Here is a 16,940-nt window from a genome sequence, read left to right on the forward strand (position 1 = left end):
GTGATTCCAGGGTGGCGGGTTCGGGAGAAAATTGAACTTGCGTTTCACAGAGTGAGACGGGAGTATCGTTGCATGGACAACAGTAGCGGCGTCGGCGTTCTGGACAAGGCGGCCCTCGTCCTGAGCGCTCTGGAGTCCGGTCCGGCCACCCTCGCGGGTCTGGTCGGCGCCACCGGACTGGCACGACCCACGGCCCACCGCCTGGCCGTGGCGCTGGAACACCACCGTATGGTGGCGCGGGACATGCAGGGCCGTTTCATTCTCGGCCCTCGGCTGGCCGAGCTGGCCGCGGCAGCGGGTGAGGACCGTCTCCTCGCCACGGCGGGCCCGGTGCTCACGCATCTGCGGGACGTCACGGGCGAGAGCGCGCAGCTCTACCGCCGCCAGGGCGACATGCGCATCTGCGTCGCCGCGGCGGAGCGGCTGTCCGGACTGCGGGACACCGTCCCGGTCGGTTCGACGCTCACGATGAAGGCCGGCTCCTCGGCGCAGATCCTGATGGCCTGGGAGGAGCCGGAGCGGCTGCACCGCGGCTTGCAGGGCGCCCGCTTCACCGCGACGGCCCTGTCGGGCGTCCGGCGGCGGGGCTGGGCCCAGTCGATCGGCGAGCGGGAGCCGGGCGTCGCGTCCGTGTCCGCGCCGGTGCGGGGGCCGTCGAACCGGGTGGTGGCCGCGGTGTCCGTGTCGGGCCCCATCGAGCGTCTCACTCGGCACCCCGGCCGGATGCACGCACAGGCTGTGATCGACGCCGCCGGGCGCCTCTCCGAGGCGTTGCGGCGTACCGGCTGAGCGAACGGAGCGTATCGGGGAAGGTCGGCCTCAACGCCGCGGCAGACCTTTCCCGACCACGCGCCAGGGCACGCACGGTCGATCGTCGCTTGCGGGGCGGTAGTGATCGTCGCCGGCGGGCCGGTAGTGGCTGTTCGCGCGGTTCCTCGCGCCCTCACAAGCCAAGAAGGCCCTCCACCGAAGTGGAGGGCCTTCTCTGTTGTACCCCCGACCGGATTCGAACCGGCGCTACCGCCTTGAGAGGGCGGCGTGCTAGGCCGCTACACAACGGGGGCCTGGACACTGCGTTTCCGCAGGCCCGAGCTGGTCTACCTGGACTCGAACCAAGACTAACTGAACCAGAATCAGTCGTGCTGCCAATTACACCATAGACCAATGTGGTTTAGACCAGTCAGTACCCCCGACCGGATTCGAACCGGCGCTACCGCCTTGAGAGGGCGGCGTGCTAGGCCGCTACACAACGGGGGCCCTAGCAGTCCCGGGATGATCGTCGATCTGCCGATCTCCGGAACCAGTACCCCCGACCGGATTCGAACCGGCGCTACTGCCTTGAGAGGGCAGCGTGCTAGGCCGCTACACAACGGGGGCTTTGCAGATGAGCTCTGCGAGCTGGCCTACCTGGACTCGAACCAAGACTAACTGAACCAGAATCAGTCGTGCTGCCAATTACACCATAGGCCACTGGAACGCAAGCCCCTGGGGGGTTCGTGTTCTAGCTGTGCGCCCTGGGGTTCCGGCCTTCCGGCCCGCTCCCCGCGGCGCAGGAAGAACATTACCCGAAGGTGGACGGGGCTCCAAAACGAGTATCGGCGCCCAGCACGGAGGGCAGTTCGGCCAGGGACGCGATGCGGTGTGGCCCGGCGGGCGGGTCGATCGTGGCGTACCGGCCGCCGCGGTCGATCCACACCGACAGCAGTCCGGCGTCGGCGGCACCGCGGCCGTCGATCTCCGGGTGGTCGCCGACGTAGGCGACCTCGTGCGGCGGCAGGGCCAGGGCGTCGCAGGCGGCGAGGAACGCTCCGGCGTCCGGCTTGGAGACGCCCAGCTCGGCGGCGCACAGGATGCTCTCGAAGCGGTCGTGGACGCCGAGGGCACGCAGTTTGCGGTCCTGGACGTGGAGGCTGGAGTTGGAGAGCACCGCGTGCCGGTGGGTGGCGGCGAGGGCGTCGAGGACGGGCAGGACGTCCGGGAAGAGGGACCAGGCGGCCTCGTAGTGGGTGAGGTAGCGCCGGAACCAGGCGTCGGCCTCCTCGTCGGTCAGCTCACGGTCCAGGAACACCCGCACGCGGTCGCGGCGCTGGTCCTCGAAGCCGGCCTCGCCGGCGGCGAAGCGGGCCCACTGCCGGTCGGTGATGTCCCGCCACTGGGCGAGGGCCTGCTCGGCCGTGCCGTAGTCGTCGAGCAGGCCCTCGGCCAGGAGGTGGGCGCGCATGCCGATGCGGTCGGCGCTGGTGTAGTCGAAGAGGGTGTCGTCGACGTCCCAGACCACGGCGCGGATGCTCATGCTCCGACCGTACCCGCCCCGGTGCGCCCTCAGCCCAGGGTCGTCGTGCCGGTGAGGGTGAGGTCCGGGCCCTGCCCGTCGCGGGGCTGCGCGGTGAGCCTCCAGGTGTGGGTGCCGCTGCGGACCGTGCCTCCGGTGTCGGTGGTGCCGTCCCAGGCGGGGCGTACGGCGGCCGCGGTGGACGCGCCGGTGAGCGTGCGGACGGCCTTGCCGGAGGCGTCGGTGAGGGTGAGCGTCCAGGTGGAGGGCTTGTTGAGCTGCCACACGGGGGCCCACGGGAACGCCTTGCCGATCACGGACGGCGAGTACACCTGGGCTTCCATCTGCGCCAGGGGCGAGGTGGGCACGCCGCTCGGGAAGAGCGACACCTCGCCGTGCGCGTCGTCGAGGCGGGCGACGGGGCCGCCGAAGCGGTCGACGGCCCAGCGGCCGTTGCTGCCGCCGGTGTTCCGGTCGGTGGCCGGGAGCTCGGCGAGGGTGCGGGTGGTGGCGGTGCCGGTGTGGAAGTCGGTGAGCAGCAGCTCGTGGGTGGTGCGGTTCTCGCGGAGCAGGAAGCCGTCGGCGAGGCGGGCCGGGCCCAGGTCGGCCGGGACCGTGATCCTGCGGTTCGTGGCACGGTCGAGGACGCCGGCGGTGCCGCCGCAGGTCCAGTAGAGCCAGGTGTTGACGGCCTGGAGGTCGGTCGGGGTGCAGGGGGCCCCGGTGGTGACGGTGGTCGACGTGCCGGTCTTGAGGTTGCGGCCGGTGGCCGTGCCCGGGGTGGTGCCCGGGGTCCACAGGGTCTGTCCCCAGATCGCGGCGGCGGTGCGGTCGCGGGTGAGGACGGTCGTGCCGGTCGCGGCACCGCGCGGGAAGTCGACGACCCGCTGCTTGCCGGAGCCGCCGTTGTACAGCACGTAACGGCCGGTGCTGCCGGCGATGCGGCCGCCGGTGTCGCCGTCCGTGGGGGCGGTGAGCAGGGTGGTGCCGTCCGTGTTCAGCACGGATTCCGCGCCGGTCGTGCCGGTGTGCAGCTGGCCGACCCGGCCGTCGCCCAGGGCTTCCAGCTGGGGGCAGGCGGCGTCGCCGCCGAGGCAGGTGGGGGCGGTCAGAGCGGGGCTGCGCGGGGTCTGGGGGCCGGTGGGGCGGCCGGTGGCGTCGAGCGGGAAGCCGTTGTGCCGCAGCGAGGCACCCGGGGTCGCGCCGTACAGGAGCAACTCGCCGCCGGCGAGGGCCAGTCCCTGGACGGCGGTCGCGGCGGCGGGGACCCGGGCCACCTCGGTGGTGGTGAGGCCGCCGTCGCCGTCGAGGCCGATGCGGTGGATGTTCCAGTCGAGGCTGGAGGGACCGGCGGTGGCGAGGGCGCCGCCGTCCAGGGTCGGGCCGATCCCGCCGAACGACGAGGTCAGTACGGTGCTCGTGGCGCCGGTGGTGAGGGAGCGGGCGGTCAGTGCCGGGTCGGTGCCGCCCGCCAGGAACATCGGGTTGCCGAGCAGGAGGCGATCTCCCACGACCGCCTGCAACCGCGCGTCGGCCCTGGTGAGGGCGGTGGGTTCGGTGCCGGGCTCGGAGTCGACCCGGATCGCCTTCCAGTCGGCGACCAGCCAGCGGTCGTTGAAGGCGATCTCCGGGGCGGCGTCGGCGGCGGTGACGTAGGTGCGGAAGGTGCCGTCGGCGAGGTCGACCAGGCCCACGGAGGTCGTGCCGTCCAGGACGTAGACGACGGCCAGGTGGGCCACCGAGCCGCCGGTGCGGTAGAGGACGGGGCGGGCGCCCGCGGGGAAGCCGGTGACCGGGGTGTCCGCGGTGCCGGTGCCGTCGGCGCGCAGGACGTGCAGGGCGGCGGTCGAGTCCAGGGTCAGCACGCTCCAGCCGGCGGCGGCCCGGTAGGCCTGGCCGGAGGGAAGCGCGACGGTGGCGCTCACCCCGGTGGAGCGGTGCTGCTGCGCCACCGTCCGGTCGTCGAGCGTGTTGATGACGTCGGTGCCGCTCGCCAGGTCGTCGGGGCCGGCGTGGGGCGGCGGGACCGTGCCGGGGAGGTCGACCGTGGTGACCGTGGTGGTCCCGGGCCGGTACCGGAAGCCGGACGCCCCCGCCCACGGGTAGTCGACGGTCACCCGCTTCTCGGTGACGAGCCGTACGGTGCCGACCGGGTCGCCCGCCGCCGGAGCGGCTCGGGCGGACGCGGCCGGGACGAGGCAGGCCAGTGCCAGCAGCCCGCCGGCGGCCCCGCGGACGAGTCTTCGTGAACGGCTCAAGTTCCTCTCCCCCTGCACCAGGGCGCACACGCGATTCGTGCGCACGGGGGCATCCAACGTCCCTCCGACAGACGGGAGTTCGCCGGAACGGTGAACTCCGGGTGGCGGCCGGGCGGACACGGCGAGGGCGGCGCCCGGAATGGGCGCCGCCCTCGTGGGGTCGTGCTCGGGTGCTACGCGGCCAGCCTGGCCAGCGCCGCGTCGATCCGGGCGAGGGTGGTCTCCTTGCCCAGGATCTCCAGGGACTCGAAGAGCGGGAGGCCGACCGTGCGGCCGGTGACGGCGACGCGGACGGGCGCCTGGGCCTTGCCGAGCTTGAGGCCGTGGGCCTCACCGGCGGCCAGGACGGCCTCCTTGAGCGACTCGGCGGAGGTCCAGTCGGCGGCTTCCAGCTTCTCGCGGGCCGTGCGCAGCAGGGCGTCCGAGCCCTCCTTCATGGCCTTGGCCCAGCTGGCCTCGTCCTCCACCGGCTGCGGCAGGAACAGGAAGTCGACGTTGTCGGTGATCTCCGAGAGCACCTTCAGCCGGGTCTGCGCGTGCGGCGCGACGGCCTGCCACTTCGCCTCGTCGAAGGCCTCCGGGGCCCAGGGGGCGAACGGCGCCTGGAGCCACGGGCGGCAGCGCTCGGTGAAGTCCTTCACGTCCAGCATGCGGATGTGGTCGCCGTTGATCGCCTCGCACTTCTTGAGGTCGAAGCGCGCCGGGTTGGGGTTCACGTCGGAGATCTCGAACGCGGCGACCATCTCCTCGATCGAGAAGACGTCCTGGTCGGCGGAGAGGGACCAGCCGAGCAGCGAGAGGTAGTTGAGCAGGCCCTCGGGGAGGAAGCCGCGCTCCCGGTAGAGGTTGAGGGAGGACTGCGGGTCGCGCTTGGAGAGCTTCTTGTTGCCCTCCCCCATCACGTACGGCAGGTGGCCGAAGGACGGGATCTCCTTGGCCACGCCCAGCTCGATCAGCGCCTTGTACAGGGCGATCTGGCGGGGGGTGGAGGAGAGCAGGTCCTCGCCGCGCAGGACGTGGGTGATCTCCATCAGGGCGTCGTCGACCGGGTTGACCAGGGTGTACAGCGGGGCGCCGTTGGCGCGGACGATGCCGTAGTCCGGGACGTTCTCGGCGGTGAAGGTCAGCTCGCCGCGGACCAGGTCGGTGAAGGTGATCGTCTCGTCGGGCATCCGGAAGCGGACGATCGGCTCGCGGCCCTGCGCCGTGTACTCCTCGACCTGGGCGTCGGTCAGCTCGCGGCAGTGGCCGTCGTAGCCGGAGGGCCTGCCGGCGGCGCGGGCTGCCTCGCGGCGGGTGTCCAGCTCCTCCTGGGAGCAGTAGCAGCGGTAGGCGTGGCCGGCGTCGAGCAGCTTCTGGGCGACCTCCTTGTAGAGGTCCATCCGCTGGGACTGCCGGTAGGGCGCGTGCGGGCCGCCGACCTCGGGGCCCTCGTCCCAGTCGAAGCCGAGCCAGCGCATCGAGTCGAGCAGCTGGTTGTACGACTCCTCGGAGTCGCGGGCGGCGTCGGTGTCCTCGATGCGGAAGACCAGGGTGCCCTGGTGGTGCTTGGCGAACGCCCAGTTGAACAGGGCGGTGCGCACCAGACCCACATGGGGGTTGCCGGTGGGCGAGGGGCAGAAACGGACACGGACTGCTGGGGCGGATGCGCTAGCCACGCTTGACAACCTTGTTGGTGAGAGTGCCGATGCCTTCGATGGTGACGGCGACCTCGTCGCCGACGGTGAGGGGGCCGACCCCAGCCGGGGTGCCCGTGAGGATCACGTCGCCGGGGAGCAGCGTCATGGCCTCGGAGATGTTGACGATCAGGTCCTCGACCGAGTGGATCATCTCGCTGGTGCGGCCGAGCTGGCGCTGCTGTCCGTTGACCGTGAGCTGGATGGTCAGGTCGGAGGGGTCGAGGTCGGTCTCCACCCAGGGGCCGAGCGGGCAGGAGGTGTCGAAGCCCTTGGCCCGGGCCCACTGCTTCTCGCGCTTCTGGACGTCGCGGGCGGTGATGTCGTTGGCGCAGGTGTAGCCGAAGACCACGTCCTTGACGCGCTCGCGCGGGACCTCGCGGCACATCCGGCCGATGACCACGGCCAGCTCGGCCTCGTGGTGCACCTCGGACGAGAAGGAGGGGTACTGGATCTCGTCGCCGGGGCCGACCACCGAGGTGGACGGCTTGAAGAAGGCGAAGGGCGCCTCGGGGACCTCGTTGCCCAGTTCGCGCGCGTGCTCCGCGTAGTTGCGGCCGAAGGCCACGACCTTGTTGGGCAGCACCGGCGGCAGCAGCCTCACCTTGCCGACCGGCACCTTCGTGCCGGACAGCTCGTAGTCCGCGAACGGGATGCCCTTGATGATGTCCAGGACGAGTTCGTCCTGCTTCTCGCCCTCGATGGCGCCGAAGGCGACGTTCCCGTCGATGGAGAATCTGGCGATGCGCACGGGATGCTTGGCCCCTTGACTGAAGCGGCTGGAGTCTGACGCTCCAGGCTAACGCGGGGAGGGCGCCGGGCCCCGCGCACACCGGCGGGACGCCGCACGTGCACAAGGGGCGCTCCCCGTCGTGGGGGCGCCCCTTCGCGATCCGTGTGCCGCCGCCGTGAGCATCCGGCGGCCGGCGCGCGTACTTCCTGGTGTCACTCGGCGGCCGCGCCGGCCGCCACCGGGATCTCCATGAGGACGGTGCGCCTGGGATTGGCGGTCTGGGTCGGGAGTTCGACAGAGTGCTCCGGCTGCTCCGGCGTCTGCAGTTCGTCGGCACCAGCGAGGTGCGCCAGCGTCGTGCGCCGCGGGTTGGCGATCTTGTGGAACATCGTCGTCGTCTTCACTGTTTACTTGACCCTGTCCTGTGACGGGCGCCGGGAGGGCGCGTGCGAGCCCCCACGCGGGCGCGGGTTGTCGGTTTTGCCATGTCTGTAAAGCGTCAGGCTAAACACCTGATTCCCGGCTCAACCGTCGGGTGTTCATCTTTGCCGTGTGAGTTTGCTCACCAGCCAGGGGGCGAATCGGTCAATCCGGACGGCCACCTCGGGGCGACGAAGCGGACATTGCACCCCTGAAGCCATCATTCCGCTCCTGATCATGGCGACTGGGACACCCACGGCGGCTCGGCGACTCGCGGGCATACGCCCGATATGGACGAACTCCCTTTCTACGTCCGGTGATCCGGCCCTCACGTGGTGTCACCTAGGTCACGGCTCGGCTTACGGGCCTTGTTGGAGATCCTGTGCTGTGCTGGAATCTCACGGACCGCCGCAGGATCGAGCCGGCGCACAGGGGGCGCACCGACGCGCCGTGCGGCGGGTGAGAAGGGGGAGCCAGCGCCGGTCACCCACGACCATCACGGGGGCGTAATTCAGGGCGTCCCCAGAACGCCGACACCGTGCTCCGCCGCTCACACGACGGGGTGCCTGGTCCAGAGGTTGCGACGCTAGTGCAGGGACGTTTCAAGAGGGATGGCAACGCTTCGGCGGAGCCGGAGCCGCACGGCGGGACTGGCCCCATGAATGGCGGCCCCTCGCCCCAGCACGCCCAGAACCCGGGCCTTTCGGGCAACGGCGGTGAGCGTCCCGGTGCGCCGGCTCCTTCGGGGGCCACGGGCCAGGCCGCGGCGCTGAAGCCGCCGACGGGCCCCACCGGCCCCGGTCCGCGAATAGCCCTGCGCAACTGGCGCATCTCCACGCGACTGGTGTCGCTGCTCGCGCTGCCGGTGGTCGCGGCCACCTCGCTCGGCGCGCTGCGCATCAACCAGTCGATGGACGACATCCAGCAGCTCGACAACATGAAGCTGCTGACGGACATCACCAAGCAGGCCACCGAGCTGTCCGCCGCCCTCCAGGACGAGCGCGACCAGTCGGCCGGCCCGCTCGCACACGGCGGCAAGGCCACCGACTTCACGGTCAAGGGCCTGCGCGAGAAGACGGACCGGGCGAAGAAGAACTTCCTCGACAGCTCCGAGGAGATCGACAGCGCCAGCAAGGACGGCAACCTCGCCGGCGTCCGCGAGTACCTCGTCCAGCTGGCCAGCGAGCTCGGCAACCTGGAGCAGATCCGCAAGGGCGCCTACGAGACCAAGGGCAACTCCACCCAGACGGTCGAGGCCTACCACCGTCTGATCGAGAGCCTGATCGACCTCTCCCAGGACATGGCCGAGGCGACCAGCAACCCGGACATGATCCAGCGCACGCGTGCGCTCGCGTCGTTCTCCGCGGCCAAGGAGTACTCCTCCATCCAGCGCGCGGCCCTCGCGGCGGCGCTGCCCGCGAACGACACCACGACCGGCAAGCTCTCGCCGAACGACCGGCTGTACGCGCAGTCGGCCTCGGAGAGCCAGAAGTCCGAGATCCGCAGCTTCAAGAGCATCTACGGCGAGGAGGCCGCCGCAGAACTGCTGAAGCCGATCGAGGACGGCGGCAACAGCACGATCAAAGCCACCGACACCTACGCGGACCGCGTGCTGATCTCCGCGAGCGGTCTGGCCCAGCAGGACAAGCGGTCCTACCGCGACTGGCTGGACGACAGCTCCACCAAGATCCTGCAGATGACGAAGATCGAGCACACGCTGCTCGAGGAGATGGAGCAGAAGGCCCGCGAGCTGCGCAGCGCCACCGAGCGCGACGCGATCATCTCCGGTGCCCTGATCCTGCTCGTGCTCGGTGTGTCGCTGGTCGGCGCCTTCGTCGTGGCCCGCTCCATGATCCGTTCGCTGCGGCGCCTGGAGGACACCGCCACCAAGGTCGCCTCCGACCGCCTGCCCGAGCTGGTCAAGCAGCTGTCCGAGTCCGACCCGCAGGACGTCGACACGTCCGTGGAGTCGGTCGGCGTGCACTCCCGGGACGAGATCGGCCGGGTGGCCGCGGCCTTCGACGACGTGCACCGCGAGGCGGTCCGCCTCGCCGCCGAGCAGGCCCTGCTGCGGGGCAACGTCAACGCGATGTTCACCAACCTCTCGCGCCGCTCCCAGGGCCTGATCCAGCGCCAGCTGTCGCTGATCTCCGAGCTGGAGTCCCGCGAGGCCGACCCGGACCAGCTGTCGTCGCTGTTCAAGCTCGACCACCTCGCCACCCGCATGCGCCGTAACGGTGAGAACCTCCTCGTCCTCGCGGGTGAGGAGCCCGGCCGCCGCTGGACCCGCCCGGTCCCGCTGGTCGACGTGCTCCGCGCCGCCGCGTCCGAGGTGGAGCAGTACGAGCGCATCGAGCTGGCCTCCGTGCCGACCACCGAGGTGGCCGGCCGCGTGGTCAACGACCTCGTGCACCTGCTCGCCGAGCTGCTGGAGAACGCGACATCGTTCTCCTCCCCGCAGACGAAGGTGAAGGTCACCGGTCACGCCCTGCCCGACGGCCGGGTGCTGATCGAGATCCACGACACCGGCATCGGCCTCTCGCCCGAGGACCTCGCGGCGATCAACGAGCGCCTCGCCTCTCCCCCGACGGTGGACGTGTCCGTCTCCCGCCGCATGGGTCTGTTCGTGGTCGGCCGGCTGTCCCAGCGGCACGGCATCCGCATCCAGCTCCGCCCGTCCGACTCCGGTGGTACGACCGCGCTGGTCATGCTGCCCGTCGACGTCGCCCAGGGCGGCAAGAAGCCCCAGCCCAAGCAGGGCGGTCAGCCGCCCGCCGGCGGTGGCGGTCCGGCCGCCGCGCAGGCGGCGGCGGGCGCGGCCGCGGCCCGGCGGGCCGTCCCGCCCGGCCAGGGTGCCGGCACCCCCGGTATCGCGGGTGCCTTCGGCGGTGGCCGGCCGGCGGTCGGCCAGGGCTCGCGCGCCGCGCTGCCCGGGCGGGACGGCGACGCCGGCCGCCCGGCCGGTCCGGGTGCACCGCGCGGACCGCAGGGTCAGGGCAACTCCATGTTCGAGCAGGGCCGTCCGAACCAGGCCCCGGCCGGTGCCGGGTTCGGTCAGGCCCCGGGCGCCCCGCAGGGCCTGCAGGCCGCGGGCACCGAGAAGCCGCAGGGCCAGGACGCCTTCGGCGGTGGCCGCGGCCGGCCGCAGCAGGGCGGCGACGCCCAGCAGGGCAAGGGCCGCGGACGTGGCCGCAGGCCGCAGCTGCCGCCGCGCGGCGGTGGCGCGCGTGCCGAGCTTCCCGGCGGTGACGCGCAGCAGCCGCGCCAGCCCAGCTGGAGCGACGAGAACGCCCAGCCGCCGGTGCCCCGTGCCTCGCTGGACGCCCCGCGCGGTCACGAGGACGCGGACGGCCCCCGTACGGCCGCGCTGCCGCGGATCGACGACCGGCAGGGCCCGGCCGCCACGGCGGAGATCCCGGCCGTGCCGCGCGACGCCGGCCGGCAGAACGCCGGCGGGCCCGCCGACTACACCGCCCCCCAGCAGCAGGACCCGTACGCCCACGACGCGAACGCCCAGCAGGGGCCGGGCCAGTTCGTCCGCCCGGACGTCTACGGCACCCAGCAGGGCCGCCGCGAGGCGTCGCCCGCGCCGGGCCAGTACCAGGTCCCGCAGCAGTCGTACGACCACGGCAACGGCTCGACGGGCCAGTACCCGGCGCCGCAGGCCCCGCAGCCCTACGGCAACGGCTCGACCGGACAGTATCCGGCGCCGCGCCAGGACAACGGCTCCACCGGTCAGTACCCGGTGCCCCACCAGGGCAACGGCGACGGCCGGCCGACCCTCCCGGGTCCGGCCACCCCGGCCGACCCGGCGGGCACGGGCCAGTTCGAGCGTCCGCAGGCCGACGGCGGCCGGAACGGGGCCGACTTCGGCGCCCCGCGCCCGCCCGCCCCGCAGGCCCGGCCCGTCCGGCAGGAGCCCGAGGCCCTGCCGCCGGCGACCGGCCCGGGCGACGGCCGTACGCCGCTGTACGACACGCTGGAGACCAACTGGTTCCACGGGCAGCAGGAGCAGCAGCAGAACAACGGCTCCGCTCCGGCCGCCCCCCAAGCGCCGCAGCAACCCACCGGTCCGCAGCGGTCCGCCTCCGCAGGCTGGCGCACCTCGCCCAACGACGACCTCGTCCGCCAGGCCGAGCGCGTCCGCCAGCCCGCCGCCGGCGGTATCACCACCTCCGGCCTGCCGCGCCGGGTCCCCCGGGCCAACCTCGTCCCGGGCACGGCGCAGCAGCAGTCCCACCAGAGCGGTCCGCAGGTCTCGCGCGCGCCCGATGACGTGCGCGGCCGGCTGACCAATCTCCGTCGGGGAATCGCACAGGGTCGTCAGGCCGGGTCCACCCAGACCGGCAGCCACCCACGGCCCACTCACCAGCAGGAGCGTTAGTTGAGTCCGATGAGCCAGGCGGCACAGAACCTCAACTGGTTGATCACCAACTTCGTGGACAACACCCCCGGGGTGTCCCACACCGTCGTCGTGTCCGCCGACGGCCTCCTCCTGGCGATGTCGGAGGGCTTCCCGCGCGACCGCGCGGACCAGCTCGCGGCCGTCGCCTCGGGTCTGACGTCCCTCACGGCGGGCGCCTCCCGGATCTTCGAGGGCGGCGAGGTGGCCCAGACGGTCGTGGAGATGGAGCGGGGATTCCTCTTCCTCATGTCCGTCTCCGACGGCTCGTCGCTGGCCGTCCTCGCGCACCCCGAGTGCGACATCGGCCTCGTCGGCTACGAGATGGCGCTCCTGGTCGACCGCGCGGGCGCGGTCCTCACCCCGGACCTGCGAGCCGAGCTCCAAGGCAGTCTGCTCCACTGATCGGCCCCGGCACCACCCGTCTCACCACATCACCGTCCGGCCGCCACATCCCCCACACAGGCCTCTACAGACGGCTCGACCGACCGACTTGCTGTCCCGCCCGGAGGACTCATGACCCCGCCCACCGCCTCTCATGATCCGTACGCGGAGCCGTACGAGGACGAGGGCGACCAGCCACTGGTAAGGCCGTACGCCATGACCGGTGGCCGGACGCGGCCGCGCTACCAGCTGGCCATCGAGGCACTGATCAGCACGACGGCGGACCCCGCCGCGCTCATGGGGCTGCTTCCCGAGCACCAGCGCATCTGCCACCTCTGCCGTGAGGTGAAGTCGGTCGCCGAGGTCTCGGCCCTGCTCAACATGCCGCTGGGCGTGGCCCGGATCCTGGTCGCGGACCTCGCCGAGGCCGGCCTCGTCGCGATCCACCAGCCGGGCGGCGACGAGACCACCGGCGCACCGGACGTGACACTGCTCGAAAGGGTGCTCAGTGGACTTCGCAAGCTCTGACACGGGTCGTTCCACCACCTCCGCGAAGATCGTGGTGGCGGGCGGCTTCGGCGTGGGCAAGACCACGTTCGTCGGCGCCGTCTCGGAGATCAACCCGCTGCGCACCGAGGCCGTCATGACGTCCGCGTCCGCGGGCATCGACGACCTGACCCACACCGGGGACAAGACCACCACCACGGTGGCCATGGACTTCGGCCGTATCACCCTGGACCAGGACCTGATCCTGTACCTGTTCGGTACGCCGGGCCAGGACCGCTTCTGGTTCATGTGGGACGACCTGGTGCGCGGCGCCATCGGCGCCGTGGTCCTGGTGGACACCCGGCGGCTGGCGGACTGCTTCCCGGCCGTCGACTACTTCGAGAACAGCGGCCTGCCGTTCGTCATCGCGCTCAACGGCTTCGACGGCCAGCAGCCGTACACGCCGGACGAGGTCCGCGAGGCGCTCCAGATCGGCCCCGACACCCCGATCATCACGACGGACGCCCGGCATCGGGCCGATGCGAAGAGTGCCCTGATCACGCTGGTCGAGCACGCTTTGATGGCACGACTGCGGTAGCACCCAAATCAAAAGCGACATACGGCAGTTGTCGTAGATGCGCCGGAGCCGGCTGTGTCCTTTGACACGGTCGGCCAAGGTGTTCATAACGTTTCGGCAGAGGAATCGGGTGGTACCGCCACTCGACGCGCACACCCGGTCTCACTGCGCGCACAACCGCCCCGCCTTTTGGCGGGGCTCGCTCTTTATGACCGTTTTATCTGGGCCTTACATCGCGGGGATTCGCCCCCTCGGACTGTTTGGAAGAGCGCAGGTCGTCGTGCTGGAATGCCTGAACTGCCCAATAGTCAATGACGTACTCGTCCGTAGATGGTGCGTGGGGCTCTGAGAAACTGCGGCACAACGTTGGTGCCGACCGCCGAGAGGTTGTTGGTCGAGTGAGGCGAAGCAAGAACAGTCCCGAGCCGTCGGCCCGGGGCAACTTCACCCCGCCGCCGCGGACAGCGGCGCCCGCCCCCGTGCAGGGTTCGGAGCCGACGGCCGCCCCCGCCCAGAGCGGAGGCCGCTTCTCCCCGCGCAACTGGCGCGTGGCGACCCGGCTGAACGCGATCCTGCTCATCCCGGTGGTGGTCGGCCTCGTCATGGGCGGCTTCCAGGTGAAGAGCTCGATCGACACCTGGCAGGAGGCCGAGGACGCGGAGAGCACCGCGCGTCTGGTGCGGGCCTCCCTGCTGTACGCCAACGCCCTCTACAACGAGCGCGACATCACCGCCGCACCGCTGCTCCAGGGCAAGGGCAAGAACGACAAGACCGTCGTCGAGGCCCGCAGGCTCACCGACAAGGCGGCCGACGAGTTCGACGCCGCGGCGCAGGACATGCCGTCCAAGCCCGGCCTGGTGCGCCGGCTGGACCTGTTCCACGACGTGGAGCCGAAGCTGGCCACCCTGCGCCAGGCCGCGTACACCTCCAAGCTCAAGGGCGTGCAGACGGAGGAGGGCTACGTCGAGATCGCCCACCCCCTCACCGAGTTCGCCAACGAGCTGGGCCTGGGCACCGGCAACATCACCAGCTACGGCCGGACCGTGTACGCCATGGAGCTGACCAAGGCGGCCCTGTCGCTGCAGCGCTCCATCGGCATGCACATCCTGATCAAGCCCGGCCCGGACGACGGCAACCTGGCCAGCCAGCGCATCGCCCTGTCCTCGTACGCCTACCTCGAGCGCATCGCCATCGGCGAATACATCGGCGGCGGCACCGAGCAGGACGCGGCCAAGCTCAAGACGGCCGAGGCCGACATCAAGGCCGAGGGCGCCGCCATGGCCCGCGAGGCCAAGGCGCAGAACCCGGACTACGTCCCGCCGCCGTCCAGGCCCGAGACGATGGTCGCCGGCATCGCGACGCTGCCGAGCACGGACCCGAGCGCCCGCGCCGCGCTCGCCACGAAGGGCATCACCGCGGAGAACTGGTGGGCGGTCAACACGCTCAAGTTCAACGCGTACGAGAAGATCGAGGCGGACATGGCCGACAAGGCCGTGAGCGAGGCCTCGGACATCGCCGCCGACGCCCAGCGCGACGCCTACATCACCGGTGCCGCCGTCGTCGTCGCCCTGCTCCTCGCCTTCATCCTGGCCGGTGCGGTCGCCCGCCAGATGAGCCGCTCGATGCGCCAGCTGCGCAACGCCGCCTTCGGCATCGCCGAGCAGCGCCTGCCGATGCTGGTCGACCAGCTCTCGCGCACCGACCCCGGCCGGGTCGACACCCGGGTCGCGCCCATCCCGATCACCACCACCGACGAGATCGGCGAGGTCGCCCGCGCCTTCGACCAGGTCCACCGCGAGGCCGTCCGGCTCGCCGCCGAGCAGGCCCTGCTGCGGGGCAACATCAACGCGATCTTCACCAACCTCTCGCGCCGCAACCAGTCGCTGATCGAGGGCCAGCTGACCCTGATCACCGACCTGGAGAACAACGAGGCCGACCCGGACCAGCTGGAGAACCTCTTCCGCCTGGACCACCTGGCGACCCGTATGCGCCGCAACGGCGAGAACCTCCTCGTCCTCGCCGGCGAGGAGCCCGGCCGCCGCTGGGACCAGCCGGTGCCGCTGGTCGACGTGCTGCGCGCCGCCTCCTCCGAGGTGGAGCAGTACGAGCGCATCGAGCTGTCGGGCGTGCCCGAGGCGGAGATCCACGGCCGGGCCGTGACCGACCTCGTGCACCTGCTCGCCGAGCTGCTGGAGAACGCCACCACGTTCTCCTCCCCGCAGACCAAGGTCCGCGTCACCGCGACCCGGCTGCCCGACGGCCGCGTGATGATCGAGATCCACGACAAGGGCATCGGCCTGACCGCCGAGGACTTCGCGGACATCAACCACAAGCTGGCCAACCCGCCGACCGTGGACGCCGCGATCTCGCAGCGCATGGGCCTGTTCGTGGTCGGCCGGCTGTCCGACCGGCACGGCATCCGCGTCCAGCTGCGCCCCTCGGGCGAGCAGGCCGGCACGACCTCGCTCGTCATGCTGCCCGACGCGATCACCCACGGTGGTGGCGGCGAGAGCCACGTGGACCGCGACGAGTTCACCGTCTCGCAGATCATCCCGGAGCAGAACTTCGGCGGCGGCGAGAACTTCCACCAGCAGCCGATGCGCACGGCCGCGGAGCTCGGCTTCGACGACAGCCGCTACACGGACGTCCCCGACGACATACGCGAGCTGGACCCCGTCGGCCGCTCCCTGATGCGCGAGGAGCGCCGGGCGGCCCTGGAGGCCCAGTCGCACCAGCCGCCCGCCCTGCCCGGGCAGGGTGCGCAGGAGGGCGCCGGGACGTACTCCGACGAGTACACCGGGCAGCAGGGCTACGACACCGGCCAGGGCTACGAGACGGGTTCGCACGGCTACCCCGACCAGCAGCAGTCCGCGTACGACCGCCAGGCACCGTACGAGGAGCAGCAGCAGGCGGCCTACGAGGAGCAGCCGCAGGGGTCGTACGAGCAGCAGCAGGCGGGCTACGACGACCAGCAGCGGTCCGCGTACGACGACCAGTACTACGCGCCGGGCGGCGGACTGCCGCAGAACGACACCTTCCCGGCGGGCGGCGGCTACCCGGAGCCCTCCTATGCGGAGCCGGCCCGGGAGGAGTCCCCGGCGCAGGGCGCGGGTGGGTCCGAGAGCTTCCCGGCCTTCGAGCAGCGGCGTCACCAGGACGACTGGCCGCAGCAGGACGGTTACCGCAACGGCTACCCGAACCAGTACCCTGCTCAGGCCCCGGAAACGGAATCTGCGCAGGCCGCTGACGCGAGTGAGCGCGACCGCGTAGGCTTCGACCGTCCGGGACAGGCCCCCTCCGCCGCGCAGGCGCTGACCGACGCCGGGCTTCCCCGCCGCGGAGCCACCGCCGGCGGTGCGAACGGCACCGGCGGCGCACGGCACGTGAGCCAGGAGCAGCCGGCCTCCTCCCAGGAGAGCAACGGCGACGACGACTGGCGCTCGGCCAACGACGAGCGGTGGCAGCAGGCCTCGCAGCTCCGGAAGCCCAAGGCGGGCGGGGTCACCTCCTCCGGCCTGCCGCGGCGGGTGCCCAAGGCCAACCTGATCGAGGGCGCCGCCGAGAGCACCCCCCAGGGAGGCCCACAGGTCTCCCGCGCCCCGGAGGACGTCCGGGGCAGGCTGAGCAACCTGCGTCGGGGCGTCCAGCGCGGACGCAGCGCAGGCAGTGAAACGAACGGCCAGGGCTTCGGTCCTGACAGCACCTACAACCAGGAGCGTTAGTGTGAGCCCG

Annotated in this window: 11 protein-coding genes and 5 tRNA genes; 6 read left to right on the forward strand and 10 right to left on the reverse strand. The window is 71.6% G+C overall.

From position 1 onward, the window contains the following. The first annotated feature begins 72 nt into the window (after window positions 1-72). The gene (gene ndgR, locus ACH4C6_RS00770; protein ID WP_020270051.1) at window positions 73-789 is read left to right on the forward strand and encodes an IclR family transcriptional regulator NdgR; all 717 of its coding nucleotides are present in this window, start codon (window positions 73-75) and stop codon (window positions 787-789) included. 202 nt (window positions 790-991) lie between these two features. On the opposite strand, the gene ACH4C6_RS00775 is transcribed toward ndgR, so the two are convergent. The 10 genes from ACH4C6_RS00775 to ACH4C6_RS00820 all read right to left on the reverse strand — a co-directional run bounded on the left by ACH4C6_RS00775 (window position 992) and on the right by ACH4C6_RS00820 (window position 7,343). After that, a tRNA-Glu gene (locus tag ACH4C6_RS00775) sits at window positions 992-1,064 on the reverse strand. Between the two features lie 28 nt (window positions 1,065-1,092). Further along, window positions 1,093-1,164 (reverse strand) — tRNA-Gln (locus ACH4C6_RS00780). Between the two features lie 20 nt (window positions 1,165-1,184). Then, window positions 1,185-1,257, reverse strand: a tRNA-Glu gene (locus tag ACH4C6_RS00785). A 47-nt stretch (window positions 1,258-1,304) separates the two neighbouring features. Continuing rightward, window positions 1,305-1,377 (reverse strand) — tRNA-Glu (locus ACH4C6_RS00790). Window positions 1,378-1,398: 21 nt separating this feature from the next. Then, window positions 1,399-1,470: transfer RNA gene (locus ACH4C6_RS00795), tRNA-Gln, on the reverse strand. A gap of 91 nt (window positions 1,471-1,561) precedes the next feature. Then, window positions 1,562-2,293: an HAD family hydrolase gene (locus tag ACH4C6_RS00800; protein ID WP_398106380.1), complete on the reverse strand. Its 732-nt coding sequence runs from the start codon at window positions 2,291-2,293 to the stop codon at window positions 1,562-1,564. 29 nt (window positions 2,294-2,322) lie between these two features. Then, window positions 2,323-4,530, reverse strand: coding sequence for a FlgD immunoglobulin-like domain containing protein (locus tag ACH4C6_RS00805; RefSeq protein WP_398106381.1), 2,208 nt, complete (start codon window positions 4,528-4,530; stop codon window positions 2,323-2,325). 173 nt (window positions 4,531-4,703) lie between these two features. Next, the gene (gltX, locus tag ACH4C6_RS00810) at window positions 4,704-6,188 is read right to left on the reverse strand and encodes a glutamate--tRNA ligase (RefSeq protein ID WP_398106383.1); all 1,485 of its coding nucleotides are present in this window, start codon (window positions 6,186-6,188) and stop codon (window positions 4,704-4,706) included. Beyond that, window positions 6,181-6,957 carry a fumarylacetoacetate hydrolase family protein gene (locus ACH4C6_RS00815; RefSeq protein ID WP_398106384.1) on the reverse strand — a complete coding sequence of 259 codons (777 nt, stop codon included), beginning with the start codon at window positions 6,955-6,957 and terminating at the stop codon, window positions 6,181-6,183. Before ACH4C6_RS00815 ends, gltX begins: the two co-directional genes overlap by 8 nt. Window positions 6,958-7,151: 194 nt before the next feature. After that, window positions 7,152-7,343, reverse strand: a complete 192-nt coding sequence (locus tag ACH4C6_RS00820; RefSeq protein WP_398107134.1) for a hypothetical protein — start codon at window positions 7,341-7,343, stop codon at window positions 7,152-7,154. Window positions 7,344-7,948: 605 nt separating this feature from the next. Between ACH4C6_RS00820 and ACH4C6_RS00825 the strand changes: the two genes are divergently transcribed. From ACH4C6_RS00825 to ACH4C6_RS00845, 5 genes are all read left to right on the forward strand, one after another. Beyond that, the gene (locus ACH4C6_RS00825; RefSeq protein ID WP_398106385.1) at window positions 7,949-11,743 is read left to right on the forward strand and encodes a nitrate- and nitrite sensing domain-containing protein; all 3,795 of its coding nucleotides are present in this window, start codon (window positions 7,949-7,951) and stop codon (window positions 11,741-11,743) included. 9 nt (window positions 11,744-11,752) lie between these two features. Beyond that, window positions 11,753-12,166 (forward strand): roadblock/LC7 domain-containing protein, encoded by a 414-nt coding sequence (locus tag ACH4C6_RS00830; RefSeq protein ID WP_030851929.1) that lies wholly within the window; start codon window positions 11,753-11,755, stop codon window positions 12,164-12,166. A gap of 111 nt (window positions 12,167-12,277) precedes the next feature. Then, on the forward strand, window positions 12,278-12,673 hold the full coding sequence (locus tag ACH4C6_RS00835) for a DUF742 domain-containing protein (protein WP_159535968.1): 396 nt from the start codon (window positions 12,278-12,280) through the stop codon (window positions 12,671-12,673). Continuing rightward, the gene (locus tag ACH4C6_RS00840; RefSeq protein WP_398106387.1) at window positions 12,654-13,229 is read left to right on the forward strand and encodes a GTP-binding protein; all 576 of its coding nucleotides are present in this window, start codon (window positions 12,654-12,656) and stop codon (window positions 13,227-13,229) included. Before ACH4C6_RS00835 ends, ACH4C6_RS00840 begins: the two co-directional genes overlap by 20 nt. 377 nt (window positions 13,230-13,606) lie before the next feature. Beyond that, window positions 13,607-16,930 carry a nitrate- and nitrite sensing domain-containing protein gene (locus ACH4C6_RS00845; RefSeq protein ID WP_398106389.1) on the forward strand — a complete coding sequence of 1,108 codons (3,324 nt, stop codon included), beginning with the start codon at window positions 13,607-13,609 and terminating at the stop codon, window positions 16,928-16,930. Window positions 16,931-16,940 lie beyond the last annotated feature (10 nt).

Source organism: Streptomyces sp. NPDC017943 (assembly GCF_044328425.1).
GTDB classification, from domain to species: Bacteria; Actinomycetota; Actinomycetes; order Streptomycetales; family Streptomycetaceae; genus Streptomyces; species Streptomyces djakartensis_A.

Coding starts and splice junctions, on each gene's coding strand:
- ACH4C6_RS00830 (WP_030851929.1), top strand. CDS start 11,753: ATGAGCCAGGCGGCACAGAACCTCAACTGGTTGATCACCAACTTCGTG.
- ndgR (WP_020270051.1), top strand. CDS start 73: ATGGACAACAGTAGCGGCGTCGGCGTTCTGGACAAGGCGGCCCTCGTC.
- ACH4C6_RS00800 (WP_398106380.1), bottom strand. CDS start 2,293: ATGAGCATCCGCGCCGTGGTCTGGGACGTCGACGACACCCTCTTCGAC.
- ACH4C6_RS00835 (WP_159535968.1), top strand. CDS start 12,278: ATGACCCCGCCCACCGCCTCTCATGATCCGTACGCGGAGCCGTACGAG.